17 protein-coding genes are annotated in these 15528 nt (G+C 31.0%); 6 read left to right on the forward strand and 11 right to left on the reverse strand.

The window, feature by feature from the left end:
- Positions 1–20: 20 nt before the first annotated feature.
- Positions 21–281 (reverse strand): DUF2973 domain-containing protein, encoded by a 261-nt coding sequence (locus JJ847_01860; protein MBO6959631.1) that lies wholly within the window; start codon positions 279–281, stop codon positions 21–23.
- Between the two features lie 153 nt (positions 282–434).
- Between JJ847_01860 and JJ847_01865 the strand changes: the two genes are divergently transcribed.
- The gene (locus tag JJ847_01865; protein ID MBO6959632.1) at positions 435–1556 is read left to right on the forward strand and encodes a trypsin-like peptidase domain-containing protein; all 1122 of its coding nucleotides are present in this window, start codon (positions 435–437) and stop codon (positions 1554–1556) included.
- 288 nt (positions 1557–1844) lie between these two features.
- Here the strand turns inward: JJ847_01865 and JJ847_01870 are convergent, their stop codons facing one another.
- Positions 1845–3464, reverse strand: coding sequence for an ABC-F family ATP-binding cassette domain-containing protein (locus tag JJ847_01870; protein MBO6959633.1), 1620 nt, complete (start codon positions 3462–3464; stop codon positions 1845–1847).
- 73 nt (positions 3465–3537) lie between these two features.
- On the opposite strand from JJ847_01870, the gene JJ847_01875 reads away from it, so the two are divergent.
- Positions 3538–3714 carry a hypothetical protein gene (locus JJ847_01875; protein ID MBO6959634.1) on the forward strand — a complete coding sequence of 59 codons (177 nt, stop codon included), beginning with the start codon at positions 3538–3540 and terminating at the stop codon, positions 3712–3714.
- Here JJ847_01875 and JJ847_01880 read toward each other — a convergent pair.
- Both JJ847_01880 and JJ847_01885 read right to left on the reverse strand, forming a co-directional pair.
- Positions 3692–3922: a hypothetical protein gene (locus JJ847_01880; GenBank protein MBO6959635.1), complete on the reverse strand. Its 231-nt coding sequence runs from the start codon at positions 3920–3922 to the stop codon at positions 3692–3694. The two genes, JJ847_01875 and JJ847_01880, sit on opposite strands and share 23 nt — an antisense overlap.
- 35 nt (positions 3923–3957) lie before the next feature.
- A complete protein-coding gene (locus JJ847_01885) occupies positions 3958–4296 on the reverse strand; it encodes a hypothetical protein (GenBank protein ID MBO6959636.1) in 339 nt (112 codons plus the stop codon).
- Positions 4297–4415: 119 nt separating this feature from the next.
- Between JJ847_01885 and JJ847_01890 the strand changes: the two genes are divergently transcribed.
- Entirely contained in the window at positions 4416–4718 is a 303-nt protein-coding gene (locus tag JJ847_01890; protein ID MBO6959637.1) for a hypothetical protein, read from the forward strand.
- A gap of 4 nt (positions 4719–4722) precedes the next feature.
- Here the strand turns inward: JJ847_01890 and JJ847_01895 are convergent, their stop codons facing one another.
- Genes JJ847_01895 through JJ847_01910 form a run of 4 tightly spaced genes read right to left on the reverse strand, consistent with a single transcriptional unit; the run spans position 4723 to position 9907 of the window.
- Positions 4723–5427, reverse strand: coding sequence for a TrkA family potassium uptake protein (locus JJ847_01895; GenBank protein MBO6959638.1), 705 nt, complete (start codon positions 5425–5427; stop codon positions 4723–4725).
- 18 nt (positions 5428–5445) lie between these two features.
- Positions 5446–6849 (reverse strand): potassium transporter TrkG, encoded by a 1404-nt coding sequence (locus JJ847_01900; protein ID MBO6959639.1) that lies wholly within the window; start codon positions 6847–6849, stop codon positions 5446–5448.
- Between the two features lie 5 nt (positions 6850–6854).
- Positions 6855–8663 carry an SLC13 family permease gene (locus tag JJ847_01905; protein ID MBO6959640.1) on the reverse strand — a complete coding sequence of 603 codons (1809 nt, stop codon included), beginning with the start codon at positions 8661–8663 and terminating at the stop codon, positions 6855–6857.
- Between the two features lie 59 nt (positions 8664–8722).
- Positions 8723–9907 (reverse strand): FAD-dependent oxidoreductase, encoded by a 1185-nt coding sequence (locus JJ847_01910; GenBank protein MBO6959641.1) that lies wholly within the window; start codon positions 9905–9907, stop codon positions 8723–8725.
- Positions 9908–10002: 95 nt separating this feature from the next.
- Here JJ847_01910 and JJ847_01915 point away from each other — a divergent pair, with 95 nt between their 5' ends.
- Together JJ847_01915 and JJ847_01920 are read left to right on the forward strand one after the other, a co-directional pair.
- Positions 10003–10725 carry a phosphoadenylyl-sulfate reductase gene (locus JJ847_01915; protein MBO6959642.1) on the forward strand — a complete coding sequence of 241 codons (723 nt, stop codon included), beginning with the start codon at positions 10003–10005 and terminating at the stop codon, positions 10723–10725.
- A gap of 15 nt (positions 10726–10740) precedes the next feature.
- On the forward strand, positions 10741–11436 hold the full coding sequence (locus JJ847_01920) for a type III pantothenate kinase (protein MBO6959643.1): 696 nt from the start codon (positions 10741–10743) through the stop codon (positions 11434–11436).
- Here JJ847_01920 and bcp read toward each other — a convergent pair.
- A complete protein-coding gene (bcp, locus tag JJ847_01925; protein MBO6959644.1) occupies positions 11428–11895 on the reverse strand; it encodes a thioredoxin-dependent thiol peroxidase in 468 nt (155 codons plus the stop codon). The two genes, JJ847_01920 and bcp, sit on opposite strands and share 9 nt — an antisense overlap.
- Here bcp and JJ847_01930 point away from each other — a divergent pair.
- Entirely contained in the window at positions 11895–12551 is a 657-nt protein-coding gene (locus JJ847_01930) for a 4'-phosphopantetheinyl transferase superfamily protein (GenBank protein MBO6959645.1), read from the forward strand. The two genes, bcp and JJ847_01930, sit on opposite strands and share 1 nt — an antisense overlap.
- On the opposite strand, the gene JJ847_01935 is transcribed toward JJ847_01930, so the two are convergent.
- Both JJ847_01935 and JJ847_01940 read right to left on the reverse strand, forming a co-directional pair.
- A complete protein-coding gene (locus JJ847_01935) occupies positions 12548–13837 on the reverse strand; it encodes a replication-associated recombination protein A (GenBank protein MBO6959646.1) in 1290 nt (429 codons plus the stop codon). The two genes, JJ847_01930 and JJ847_01935, sit on opposite strands and share 4 nt — an antisense overlap.
- A gap of 33 nt (positions 13838–13870) precedes the next feature.
- Positions 13871–15508 carry an alpha-D-glucose phosphate-specific phosphoglucomutase gene (locus JJ847_01940; protein MBO6959647.1) on the reverse strand — a complete coding sequence of 546 codons (1638 nt, stop codon included), beginning with the start codon at positions 15506–15508 and terminating at the stop codon, positions 13871–13873.
- Positions 15509–15528: the final 20 nt, after the last annotated feature.

Genomic DNA, 15528 nt, shown 5'->3' on the forward strand with positions numbered 1-15528 from the left:
TTTTTTTCCTTTAATTTAAATTAGTCTGTTGTAGTACCTTTTTCTTCTAGTGATGAGTCATCACTAGAAAACCTTACTGTTAGTAATTCCTCTTCTGTTAAATTACCTGATTTATCAAGAAGTTCAGGATGAATAGTATATTTTTTTTGTTTAAAATTTGTTTTGTTAAAGTTTCTCTTTTCTGTACCAGAAACATCCCAACCATTTGACATCACCTTGAAAGCTTTCCAAACTAAATAAGTTAAAGCTGCTGAGTATATAATTGGAAACAAAATGGACATTAAAATTTATCCTGTGATTATGGACTATGGTATTTATAATAGCCCGAAAAAAAGAAAATTAGATATTTTCCGTAAATAAATTATTCCATAAGATAAGTTAATTTTTTAGGAGTTATAGTAAAAATATATCCGAATAATATAAGAAAAACAAAATTGAAAAACAACAATCACAAAAAACTATTATTGTGCTCAGCCATCTCGATAAGTATTTTATATCCATTAAAAGTCATATCCCAACCATCACTAATTTCAAAATTTAATGAAATTAATTTAAATGCAAAAAAATCATTCATTACTGAAGCTGTTGAAAAAACTGGTTCTTCTGTAGTAACAATTGAAACTCAAAGATATGTAAAAAAAAGAAAACTTCCGAGAAATTCTCAAATATTTTTAGATCCCTATTTTGAAAGATTCTTTGGATTAGATTTACCTTACGACAATCAGCCAAGAATTGAACAAAGCCAAGGAAGTGGCTTCATATTCGCAGACGGACTAGTAATGACTAATGCTCATGTTGTAAACGGATCTAATAAGGTAATCGTTGGTTTAACAAATGGAAAAAAATTCAAGGGAAAAGTCATAGGGGAAGATTTTTTTACCGATTTAGCCGTTCTTAAAATAGAAGGAAAAGGACCTTGGCCAAAAGCAAAATTAGGAGATTCAACAAAAATTAAAGTTGGTGATTGGGCAATTGCAGTTGGCAATCCATTCGGACTAGAAAATACAGTTACGCTTGGAATTATTAGTAACCTCAACAGAAACGTCTCGCAATTAGGGATATATGATAAAAAATTGGAACTTATTCAAACAGATGCTGCTATTAATCCTGGCAATTCTGGAGGTCCACTATTAAATAGCAAAGGAGAAGTTATTGGAATTAATACCTTGATCAGATCTGGGCCAGGCGCAGGTTTAAGTTTCGCAATCCCAATAAATAAGGCTAAGGAAATTGCCGATCAACTATTAAATGACGGGAAAGTAATACATCCCATGATAGGGATAAGCCTAATAGATGATAGAAACTTTGAATTAAATAGTAATGCAGTAATAGTCAGTTATGTTGTACCTAATAGTCCAGCTGAAAAAAGTGGGGTTAAAGTAAATGACAGAATCATAAAAGTCGGTATTAAAGAAATTGAAAAAGCTTCAGACGTCATAAGCCAAATAAGTAAAAATGGTATAAATAAACAAATAAATATATTATTGAAGAGAAAAAATAAATTTATTAGGCTAAAAGTAAAACCAATTGATATTACCAATCTACAAAAAAATTAAAAGTTTAAATTATCATTCTCTTTGAGATTTTCCAAACATTTGGAGATACAATTACCATCATTCAAATCGCAACTTGTAATGCATTCAAAATATTTATCGATAGGATCAAAAATTTGAAATGGATTTTCTTTAAAATCATAATTTTCCATACTTAATTATTAAAAAAATTATTTTGTATTTTTAAGATTAAATAAGGACAGGCAACTATGTAAAGGTAAATGAGTTTTCTTACCTAGCTCAGTGCAAAGTTTCTTAAATATACTCAACTTTTTATCAATTAAAAATTTCTTATGTAGTTCTATTTTTTTCTAAAAAATATTCGTAATTACCATCATATGAGAAAATCTTTGAATCTTTAATTTCTATAATTTTATTAGCAACTTTAGAAATAAAATATCGATCATGTGAAATCAATAATAAAGAACCTTTATACTGCTTAATTGCTAATTCTAAATTTTCTTTAGATTGAAGGTCCAAATGATTGGTTGGTTCATCTAATAATAAAAAATTACTTGATTTCATAATCATAAGAGCTAATGCTAATCTAGCTTTTTCACCTCCACTAAGTTGTTTAACAAATTTAAAAACAGTTTCATTTTGAAAACCAAAACCGCCTAAAAATGTTCTTACTTTTTTTTGCGACCAATCAGGAGATTTTTGAAAAATTAAATCAATAACCTTTTTCTGAAGAGAAAGCACTTCCGCCTGGTTTTGTTCATAATAGTTTGTAATTATGTTATGTTTACCAAGATTAATTTCTCCAATTTCAGGAATAATTTGTTTCATAATAATTTTAAGCAATGTCGATTTACCACAGCCATTAGGGCCTAAAATTGCAATTTTCTCCCCTGAAGAAATCTTTAAGTTAACATCTAAAAAAATTATTTTTTCCTCAAAACTATGAGACAAATTTTTGATATTTAGAACTGTTTTCCCTGAACGGGGACAATCCGGGAAATTAAATGCAGGACTTTTGGATTTTGTTTTGGGAGCCTCAATTTTAGAAATCTTTTTTAATTGTTTTTCTCTACTCTTAGCTTGTGAACTTCTATTTGCACTAGCTCTAAATCTATCAATGTACTTCTTCTGAATCTCTATTTCTTTTTTTTGCAATTGATATGCTTTGTTTTGCGATTCTTCATTTAAAGATTTCTGTTCCACAAAAAAAGAGTAGTTCCCGTTGTATATTTCAGATACTCCTCTATCTATAAAAATTATTTTTTTACATAATTTATCTAAAAAATATCTATCATGACTAATTATGATAATTGCAATCTTAAGTGAAGATAGATATTCTTCAAGCCAGAAAATAGTATCTAAGTCCAAATGATTGGTTGGTTCATCAAGTAAAAGTAAATCAGGTTTTTGCAGGATTATTTTTCCAAGTGCAACTTTCATCTGCCAACCACCTGAAAAATTTCCAACTAATTTATCAGCATCATCAATAGAAAATCCTAGTTTTGGTAAAATCTTTTCTACATCAGATCGCATTTTATAGCCACCTAAAGTTTCAAATCTTCCTTGATATTTTGCAAGCTGATTTACTAATTTTTCAAGTTCGTCAGAATGTTTTTTAATATCCAATGATTTCATTTTATTCTCAATTTCTAAAAGTTTAATAGCTATAATTTGTATATCTTTGAAAGAACTTTCTAATTCCTCTCTAACTGAACGATTCAAGTTACAATCTAACTCCTGTTTTAAATAGGCAATTTTAGGATTCCCCTCTTTAATAATCGTTCCACTTGTTTGATCTTCCTCTCCAATTAAAATCTTAAATTGGGTTGACTTACCTGCACCATTTGATCCAACTAAGCCGACTTTTTCTCCTCTCTTAATTTCCCAATTAATATTTTTTAAGACAATATCTGTAGAATAAATTTTGCTTACCCCTTCTAATCTAATCACTTTTTTTAAAAATAGAATTTACAAAGTTTGAGTCTTATTTACTAAAAAATATTTTGTAGAATAAAATTGAATTATGAAAAGAATAGAACAAATTGTAGTAATTTTCATAGCTGCAGCTCTTGCAATTCCTAGTTATTGGTTTTTTTGGACTTTAGCTGGTGGTGGTGGCTACAACAAAAGGACAAAACCGATGACTAATCAAAAAGGTGATTATATTCAACCTTTAACTAAAGACCACCACGAGCCTTAACCAACCACATTTTAGTTGCCTCATCGTCAATAGTGCTCAAATATTCAATAACCTCTTCTTTAGTTACAGAAATATTCAACTCATTACCTATATCACATATTTTATCTAAAGCTTTTTTGGGATTAGTAAGAGCAATCATAAACAAACTTTGTTTCTTTTTGGAATCGTTTGCAATTAATTTATAGAGCTTTTCGGCGTTACTAGACATTTTGTGGGAAATAAATTTATTAATAGATTAAAACTTCAAGCTACGTTTTTTTCATTATATTTATTAATAGTTAGATCATTATCTGTATCTTGTATTTCTTTTGCTGATGCATCTGCCATACTTCTTGCATCTAAACATAAAACCTTTCTTAATTTCGCAAAATTTGCTGCATGGGACTTTCTGCCATCTTTTTGTGCGTAATACTCAGATTGTTGAAGAATATGATGCAGATGAGTCAACAAATAAGGGCTGATTACTGCCGATACCAAAACATCACTATTTTCATTATCGAAACAATCAGAATTAACTAATCTTTTTTTCTTTTTATCAATTATCGACCTTTTTGGTGAATCAAGTTTTCTTGAATTTTTCATAAAGCAATAAAAAATAACTAATTGATAAGGGCGTAAAATTCCTTATTAATAATATACACAAAGATAGTATCCTTGACTAACTGTGTATAATAATAAGTAACAGTTATCAACTTTGACACATGGCTACCCGTCAAAACTCAACAAATGGGAAGCCTAAATCTCCCAGAGTTCAAGTAGTTCTTCCGGAATTAATTTGTGAGCAACTGACTATTTTAGCCACTAATGAATCTAGAACAGTTAGTAATATGGCAAAAGTATTAATTCAAGAAGGTATAAAAAAATACTTTGAAAAGGATGGCAGAGAACTTGTCACAGATCAAAATTTAAATACTGATAAATTTAGGGATAAGTTAGAAAACCAAAGCGTAAGGAGATTGAAAGGAGCTCCACAAAGGATTAGATACTATAAAAAATCTGATTAAAAAATTAATTTTTAGGCAATTTCTGTAAATCTGCAGTTTTTCCCATAACTACTAAGATATTTCCTCTTTCCAAAATATATTTTGCAGGGGGATTAACGGTTAACTCTTCTGCAGGGCCAGCGGCAAGAACATTTACTAAATAATTTTTCCTCATATTTAGATCTCTCAAAGATCTCCCAATAAATTCCTCTGGAACTGTTATTTCATCTATACCGGTTTGATTATCTAGTTCCAATCTTTCAATTAAATTTGGCCTAACTAATTCTAGGCCTAATCTTTCTCCTTGCATTCTGGAAGGGAAAACAACTTTATCCGCACCAACCCTTTTTAACATTTTTTCATGCAAGTCACTAGTAGCTCTCGCTATCACTCTTTTTACTTTGCTACCATCACTATCCTTAGCAATAAGTGTTGTAGTGATACTAGCTTCAATAGGTTCACTTATGCCAACCACAACAGTATTCATCTCAAGAATTCCAGATTCCCTCATAGACTCTTCATCAGTGCAATCTACAACTCTAGCTTCTATCGAAGGTTCCAATTGTCTCAAATCATCTATAGCTTTTTCAGAGTAATCAGCAGCCAAAACATCTGCACCATTACTTATAAGTTCTCTACAAACTGCAGTCCCAAATCTCCCAACGCCGACAACTCCAAAAGTGAGAGCTTCTTTTTCTCTCTTTTGAGACCACTGCCACCAATCAGCCATAATAAAACTCAGTCAATCCTAAACATAGAGATCAGCCCTAGGATAGCCTATTCTCTTTTGTCTATCTATTTTACTCTTATAAAGAGCCTGCCAAAGTGCACTTAAAAGCAATAGTATACCAAGTCTGCCTACGAACATACCGATAATGAGAATAAATTGACCAAAATGATTTAATTTTGCGGTTAAACCAATATCAAAACCAACTGTTGCAAATGCGGATATGCAAGTGAACAAAATTTCTAAGAATGTGAAAGATTCTTTTTTTACAAACGTATTAGTTGTACTTAGCAACATTGCCATTAAAAGAATGAAAAGCAAAGAACCTACAGTTATCCCAACTGCCTTTAGGATGACTTTATCTGAAATTAATCTATTGCTAATAATTACATCTTTCTGACCCCTTAAAGTTGATCTAGTTGCAGCCATTAAAGCGATAAACGTCGTTGTTTTAATACCTCCTCCAGTACCTCCAGTACTTGCTCCAATAAACATCAATGTCATTAATAACAAGAGTCCTGTATCTGATATAGAGGTCAAAGAGATCGAATAATTTGTAAAACCTGCAGTTCTTGCGCTTACTGTTTCAAAAATTGATGATAATAGCCTTTCAAATAAATTCAAGTCATTAAAAAATTGACTATTAAGTAATGATTCAGTGATAAAGAATCCAAATGATCCGAATAATATTAGAGACAAACTTGTCCTGATAACCAGTCTAGAATGAAGGCTCAATTTTTTATATGAAAGATTGTTTTTATTAGTCCAAATGTCATCAATAACACGCCATCCCAATCCGCCCATAACAATTAGAAAAACAAAGACACTATTAACCAACAAGTTTGTTCTATAATCCTGAAGACTATTTGACCATAAAGAAAACCCTGCATTGTTATATGCAGATATACTATGGAAAATCGACGACCAAAGTCTTTCCCAATTATTTTGTATATCTACGAATCCAAAAGAGTAAAGAATAATTGCTCCAAAAGATATTATGCAAGTTGCCGTAATAGCGATACTTTGAAAAGTTCGACCAATTCCTCCGACTCCGAATTCATCTAGAGTCTTTCCTTTGTCTAATCTTGTTCTAAGTTTTGTACCTTTTACAACAAAACCTTGTAGAAATGTCGTGATAGCCATTAATCCTAGACCACCTGATAAAAGCATAAAAGACAAGAAAACTTGACCAAAGAAATTCAAATCATTCCCAATATCTATAATGGTTAAGCCTGTAACGGTTATAGCAGAAGTAGATGTAAAAAATGCTTCCCACAAGCCAACCTTTGAAGATGAACACAAAGGTGAACTTAAAATTAAAGTTCCAAAGAAAATAATAAACAAACCTGTAACAATAGTAAATTGAGGTACAGATAATTTTCTGTAAACATCTTTAAATTTATAAACATTACTTTTGAATTTCACTTTATTTATCTAAAATTTAAAATTATTAATGCTGGTACTGTAAATGACATTATAAGTGTCAATCCAGCACCATATTTTGCAATATCAAAAAATCTATATCTTCCAGGGCCATAAACCATTAGGTTTGTTTGATAGCCCATTGGAGTCAAAAAAGATTGGCTTGCGCCGAATAAAACGAGCATTATTAAAGCCCCTGGTGAAATCCCTAAAACATCTGAAAATTCAATAGCTACAGGCAAAATCAAAGCAACCGAAGCGGCATTACTAATAAATTGGGTCAGTATGACGGTCGATACAAAAATTATGACTAGTGCAAAATACAAAGGCATCCCATTAAGCGCAAAATTGAGATTGACTGCTATTAAATCGGCTAATCCTGTTACTTGCATAGCGACACTAAAACATGATAAGGATCCCAGCAATAAAATGACATCTAAACGAATTGATTTTTGTATTTCTGCAGGTCTTAAACATCCAAAAGCAACCATTGCAATAACAGCTAAGAGAACTGAACCTACCAATGGAATATTAGTAACTGAAGGCAGAACGACCATTCCTATAGCAATTGCAATCGATATAGGTTTTTTGATCAAAAAAGGTAAATCATCATCGAATTGATCTAAAATAAGCAAATCATTACTGGACTGTAAACCTCTTATGGAATCTAATGGTGCTTGCAATAACAAAACATCACCAGCCCTTAAAACAGCTTGTCCTAATCTCTCTTGAACAGTTTGCTGACCCCTTCTCAGGGCTAAAACTGTTGCATTATGACGTTGCCTAAATCTTAATTCTCTCAAACTAGCACCTGCCAGAGTCGAACCGGCTGGTAACAAAGCTTCAAAGGTTTTAGTACCTTCATCATCTGAGAAAACATTAGCTCCGTCGAAAGATGTTTTGTTTTCGCCTAACAGAATGGTATGTTCCTGCTGTAGCCTAAATAAATCTGCCCTCGTAACACGGATTATTAATCTATCATCCGGTTCAATCTTTCTATCAGCCAAAGGAGGAAGAATAACTTTTCCATTTCGTTGCAATTCCAGAACATCAACGTCAAATCGTCTTTGCAATCTACTATTTCTGACGGATTGTCCAACCAATTCTGAAGTAGAGGGAATAGTAACTTCAGTAAAGTATATATTCATATCGCCATTTTTAATAAATTCCTTATCTCTTCCTCTATCTGGCAAAAGCACGTCAGAAACAAGAATCATATATGTTGTACCTATAAGCCATACAGGAATTCCAATTGACGTCAAACTAAATAATTCCAAAGCTCCATAACCCAGTTGTTGACTAATATCACTTACAAGAAGATTTACTGAGCTACCCAATAATGTTAGGGTTCCACCTAGCAAAGTAGCAAATGAAAGAGGTAATAAAACTTTTGATGGTGATATATTTCTCCGCTCGCACCAGCCTTCAATTAAGGGTAACAAAGATGCTACTACTGGCGTATTAGGAACAATTCCAGATATTGGAGCGATCAAAAAAGCTATTAAAGAAATTAATTTCCTTGGCGTTCTAATACTTTCAGAAGAAATCAATTCTCTTACTCTGTCTAAAGCACCACTTTTAAATAATGCAGAAGAAACTGCAAACAAACCCATAAGAGTAATTAAGGATGGACTACCAAATCCAGCTAAAGCTTTTTCAGGAGAAAGAACTCCTGTAGCTATAAAAATTCCAACACATAATAAACCAGTCAATTCTGGCGCAATAGTATTTTTAATAAACAAAATTATTGACATTATTAAAACAACTACCGTTATAAACGCATCAAAATTATTAATAACTAATGCAATTAAATTCATACGAAACTTATTTAACTCAATATACCCAAAAACAATATTTCAAAAAAGTTTAATTGAAATTATTTTTTTTTAAGAAACTTTTTAAAAATAGAATTTTTTTGGAATATCCATGAAGATGCAGATTTCAAGCTTTCATTAACATCAGGCAACTTAGAAGCATATATAAGTCTTCTTGCCTCAAATGCCAATTTCCCAGATAAAGTGACCCCAAGCCCAGAAATTGAAGCTTCTCCTATTCCTAAGCTAATCATTTCACCATTGTCTTTAAATTCAAAGGGTAAAAGATCCTTTTCTTGAATTAAAAGTTCTAAATTATTAGCCAGATGGGTTGCTTCCTGCATGGCGACCTGTGCAGTTATAGGTAAATCCTCCATTCCTTCAATAACCGAGACATCACCAATAGCAAAACAGTTTTTATATTTTTCTATTTGCAAATTATTATTAACTAAAATGCGGCCAAATTTTATTGTAATTTGGTCAGTTTCTAAGTAAGACAAATTAGGTTTAACGCCTGCTGTCCAAATAACAATATCTTTATCCAAGGAAGTTATTCCAGCCTCACTAGAAATAGTAATCTTAGTTTCTGAGACTTCTTTAACTGTGGAATTCAAAAGAACGTTGATTTTTCTTTTTTCTAATGCCTTCTCTGCTTGTTCTCTATTAAAAATTTTGTTTTTATTGAGGATTTCGTTTGATTTTTCTATTACATTAATATCGAATTGGTAATTAAATATATCTTTAATTTTGCATGCCAACTCAATACCAGAGGGACCACCTCCAACTATAAATAACTTTTTATGCAACGCAGTATCTTGTGATTTTTTTAAAAAAGAATTTAATTTATTTAAATCGTGAACATCATTAAAAAAATAACAATTTTCATCTACACCTTTTATAAACAAATTGTTTGGAATAGATCCTGTACAGATAACGAGATATTGATAACTGAATTTTAATTGATCACTAAATTCAAGAATATTTTCTTTGAAGGAAATCTTGGTTAAACAATTTCTTAAAAAAGTTATACCCGCATCAGAAAAAATATTTGCAAATTTTGGGGTGGCTTCCCAACTTCTTATCTCTTTACTTAAAACTTCGTACATCAAAGGTTTAAATATAAAGTTAGTTTCAGAATCAACCACAAGAATCGGTAAAGAAGGATTAAGATTCTTTAAATTCAAAGCAAATGTCATACCTGCGAAACCTGCTCCAACTATTACTATTGGTTTTTTTATTGATTTCATTAGAGAAATATTGTTATGCGTAAATGTATTATTAAACTATACGAATAATTTTTAAATTGAGCGAAATAAAATTAAACTCATAATCAAACTGAAGAATGATTGAAAAAATTCACAAAGATATTCAAACTAACTTGAGGGAATATAATCAAGATCTTGTAGATATGAAGCCTCAAGGAATGCTTACATGGGGTTATGAAAAGTTTGATAAACAATTTGCTATTACAACAAGTTTTGGTATACAGTCATCAGTCCTTTTAGATATGGTCAGCAAATTATCTCTACAAAAAAAAATCAAAATATTTTGGATAGATACAGGTTACCTTCCTCCAGAAACATACCATTATGCTGAAAAGCTTATTGATAATTTATCCTTAGAAGTTGAAGTTCTGCAAAGTGAATTATCTCCAGCAAGAATGGAGGCCAAATACGGAAAACTTTGGGAAACAAAAAAAGAGAGTGATTTAGATAAGTATCATGAATTGAGAAAGATAAAACCTTTAGAAAATGGTCTAGAAAAATATGATATTGCCTGCTGGGCAAGCGGTGTTAGATCAAGTCAAACAGAAAATAGAAACAAAATGAAATTTTTAGATGCAATTCGTCAAAGACTTTCCCTGAGACCTTTATTAAATTGGACAAATAAAGATATTTTTTATTATATGGAAGAGAATAATTTACCTGCCCATCCACTTTTTGTCAAAGGTTATTCTTCTGTAGGAGATTGGCATTCAAGCAGTCCTGATGGTTTTGAAACAAAGGGCAGAGATACAAGATTTGGAGGAATTAAACAAGAATGTGGAATTCACACTAATAATTAAATTGATCATAAAACAATGGTCTCAGATATAAATTTTTTATTAGTAGGCAATAGTAGGCTTCATTGGGCTCAATATTCTAAAAATCAATCTAAATTCTTCCATACCAAAAAAGAGCAAAAAGTTCCCGAAAATATAGATCTTGATCAATTAATTTGGGCTTCTGTAGGAAAACTTCCAAATTTTTTGCTGAGAAAAGAAAATGAAATAAAAACTAAAGATATCCAATTATCAAATCTTCCTGATTATTTTGGAGTTGATAGAGCTCTTGCCTGTATTGCCGCTTTTAAAATTATTGAAAACCCTTTCAAAAAAGATCTGCTAATTGCAGATTTTGGAACAATATTATCAATAACAAAATTGAGTTCAAATGGATCAGTTATCGGAGGTCAACTTCTTCCAGGTTTTCTAACACAATTAAAATCAATGGAACTAAATACAAAAAATCTTAAAGTACCCAAAAAATATGATATGCCTGTCAAGGATTTTTTAATTAATACAGAAGAAGCAATCTTAAAAGGAGTAATGAACTCTCTTACTGGTGTGATTAATAGTTTATTTAATCCCGAAAAGGATATTTTAATAATTTGTGGGGGAGATTCTAAATTAATCACAAAATCTCTAAAGACTCAAAAAGAAAATATTATCAATGCTCCTAATTTAGTTATGGAGGGGATGATTATTCACCACATGTCCATACAAAAATTAGCTTAAACCAAGATCTGCAATTATATGATCAGCCATTATTGCTGCTTTTACCTTTAAGTAAATTTTTTCGATGTTACCTTCAGTATCAATTAAAAAAGTATTTCTCATCATTCCCATATATTCTTTTCCCATGAATTTTTTCAGTCCATAGCTATCGTAATCAGAAGAAACTTTGAAAGGTTCAGGATCAGTTAAAAGAATAAAAGGTAAATTAAATTTTTCGATAAACTTCTGATGAGAGGATGCATTATCTTTACTAATACCAAGCACAACAATATTATTTTTTTGGAGTAAATCCCAATTCTCTTTAAAATTGCATGCTTCTTTAGTACATCCTGGAGTATTATCTTTTGGATAAAAATATAGTATTATTCTTTTACCTTTAAAATCACTAAGAGAAACTTCTTTCTCGAAAGAATCTTTTAATTTAAATTCTGGTGCTTTGTCGCCAACCTTAAGAGCCATTGAAATTATTAAATGAGTATGAATATAAAATACCAAAAATTTGGTTTTATGAGATTAAAGGTGTGCAAGATGTCGCAACTATAGAAGAAATTAAAACTGCAAAAAACCTAACAAATTCAAGATCAAAGATTTTCCTAGAAACAAGAGCTTATTTGCGCCAGTCACTTTCAACACTTTTTGATTTAGACCCCCTAGAAATTCGAATTAATGCTCAACCTGGAGAACCTCCAAGTTTACCCTCTGGCATGGGAAATATCAGTTTAAGTCATTGTAAAGATGCGATTACTATAGTCTGGCATAAAGGCAAAATAGGTATTGATATTGAGAGAACAGATAGAGATTTTAACCATATAAAATTTGCAAAAAAATATTTTTTTCATACTAATAAATCAAACCATAATAATGATTTAACAAAAAATATGATATTAAATCAATGGTGTGCTGTTGAAGCGGCTATAAAATGGGATCAAGGAAAGTTATCTAGAGACATAAACCATTGGGAATATTTTGAAAAGCCTAAAAAATTAATTCATAAGAAGAAAAGTATACATTTAAATTATTCACATATTAACTTCCATAATTGGACTATCGCTTTAGCCTACGAAGAAAGAACTTCTTTTAATCCTGAGATTATTTGTTGTTCGAAAAATTTTTAATTCTCTTTTCTTCTAAGCAGTTCTTCATATTTAGTTTTTTCCCATCCATTATTATTTGGTTCCCATATTTTTAAACCTCTTAAAGATTTAGGAAGATATTCTTGTAAGACCCAATTACCTGGATAATTATGAGGATTTACATAACTATTAGAATTATTTTTTAAATGAAGTGGAACATCAAAAGCATCGGTAGATTTGATTGTTTCTATTGCTTTAAAAATACTTTTCGTACTATTACTTTTTGGAGAAATAGCTAAATATAAGGAAGCCTGCGTTAAAAAATATAATCCTTCTGGAAAACCAACTCTATCAAAAGAATCACAACAGGATTTTACGACTACTATGGCATTAGGATCAGCTATTCCAATATCTTCACTGGCAGATATAAGCAATCTTCTAAAAATAAAATTAGGATCTTCACCAACCTCCAGCATATTCGCAAGCCAGAATAAAGTTGCATCTGGATCGGAACCTCTTATGGATTTGATAAAAGCACTTATTACATCGTAGTGATTTTGACCATTTTTATCATAAACAATATTTTTCTTTTGTAGTGCATCCTCTGCTATTGAAAGATTAATATTGATTTCTTTAGCATCATTTTCAGCAGTTGTTTCTATGGCCATCTCTAGCGCATTGATTAATGTCCTTGCATCTCCGCCAGAAAATTTAATTAAATGACTTATAGCATCTTGAGTTAAATAAACTTTTCTTGAATCTTTTTGTTTTAAATAGTGAGTAATGACTTTTTGTATTATTTTCTTCAAATCATTTTCTGCTAAAGGAAGTAATGTGAAAATACGAGACCTGCTAACAAGCGCTTTATTAACAGCAAAGAAAGGGTTTTCAGTTGTAGCACCAATAAAAGTTATAGTTCCATTTTCTATTGAAGGTAATAAAGCATCTTGCTGAACTGATGTAAATCTATGCACCTCATCGATAAATAAAATTGTTTTTCTTTTTGAATTTATAAATCTATCTTTTGCATTAGCGATTTCGTTTCTTAATTCTTTAACACTTGATAATACTGCATTTAACTTAATTAATTTTGACCGCGTATTAAAAGAAATAATTTCAATTAGAGTAGTTTTTCCAACGCCAGGAGGACCCGAAAAAATAAAATTACTAATCTTATCCTTTAATATTGCACTTCTTAAAAGCGAATTCTCATTCAGGATTGGTTGTTGACCAAAAAAATCTTCCAAATTCTTTGGTCTTAATTTATCTGCCAAAGGTGCATTGTTTTCTATTTGAGAATAATTAGTAAATAAATTTTCTGAATGCATATAAGTAAAATCAAAAAATCATTACTTTCAATTCTATGTAATTACTGTAGGAGTTTCCATTTGCGTAAGTTTTGAAATGTTCAATAAAGCATCTAAATCATCTATTAGAGGTTTCAAAGCGATCTGAGGATTTAACAAAAGATTCTGTTGAGGATCGAAAAATTTCTCAAAGTAAAGTCTTAATGTTGCACCCTTAGTTCCAGTTCCAGAAAGGCGCACAATTACTCGAGCATTATCTTCAAGGACCAATCTTAAACCTTGATTTTCACTTATGGAATTATCAACGGGATCTAAATATGAAAAGTTATCTGCAACTTTAACTAAATTGCCAGCAAACCTATTTCCTTTTAAATTTTCGAGCATAGAAGTTAGATTACCAAAGATTTGATTAGCAATATTTGACGGAATTGCCTCATAATCATGTCTTGAATAATAATTCCTACCAAATTGTTTCCAATGATTCTGCATCAAATCACTTACCGAACATTTTTTCTCAGCTAAAACTTGTAACCAATACAAAACTGCCCATAGTCCATCTTTTTCTCTCACATGATTACTACCTGTTCCGAAACTTTCTTCTCCACATAAAGTAATTAAATTAGAATCTAAAAGATTTCCAAAAAACTTCCAACCAGTAGGTGTCTCGAAACAAGGTATATTTAATGCTCGAGCGACATTATCAACCGCTGAGCTGGTTGGCATGGATCGTGCCACACCTGTAATACCATCTTTATAACCAGGGACACATTTTGTGTTAGCAGTGATTACTGCAAGGCTATCACTAGGATTTACAAAACATCCACTTCCTAAAATCATATTCCTGTCTCCATCTCCATCGCATGCAGCACCAAAACTATAAGATTTTTTATTTAGTAACAAATCAGCCAAGTGGGATGCGTAAGTAAGATTAGGATCAGGATGTAAACCTCCAAAATCTTTTAACGGGTTACCATTCATGACACAATCATGAGATAGACCCATTTTTTCAACAAAAATATTTTTTGCATATGGGCCTGTGACCGCATTCATTGCATCAAAGATTAACGAGAAGTCTTTTTTTAAAAAATCACTAATTTGATCAAAGTCAAAAATTTTCTCCATTAAATTAGAATAATCTGTTAATCCATCAATAATTACTAAGGTAGTTTCGTCATAATGATAAGTTCCATATTCACTAAAATCAGGTAATTGAACTTTACAAATTTTATAACTAGTTAGTAATTGTGAAGCCTTAAAAATCTTATTAGTAATTATCTCAGGAGCTGGGCCACCATTAGAGATATTCAATTTCACTCCAAAGTCGCCATCAATCCCACCAGGATTATGGCTTGCAGAAAGAATAATTCCACCAATAGCGTTTTCTTTTCTAATTAAATGTGATGTCGCAGGAGTAGATAACAAACCGTATTTTGGAACAATAACCTTTTGAACTTTATGAGCAATGCATATTTGGACAATTTTTTCTATTGCTTCAAGATTGCCATATCTGCCATCGCCACCAACTACTAATGTTGAACCTTCTAAATCTTCTAATGATTGTAAGATTGCTTCAATAAAAACTTCTAAATAATGTTCTTCCTGAAACTTTAAAGTACTTTTTCTTAATCCAGAGGTACCTGGTTTTTGATCTAGAAAAGGAGAATTGATATTAATTACACTAACTTGATTCATATTTTTAAGAAACTTTCAAA

The organism is Prochlorococcus marinus CUG1438 (assembly GCA_017644325.1).
In the GTDB taxonomy this organism is placed as follows: domain Bacteria; phylum Cyanobacteriota; class Cyanobacteriia; order PCC-6307; family Cyanobiaceae; genus Prochlorococcus_A; species Prochlorococcus_A marinus_AA.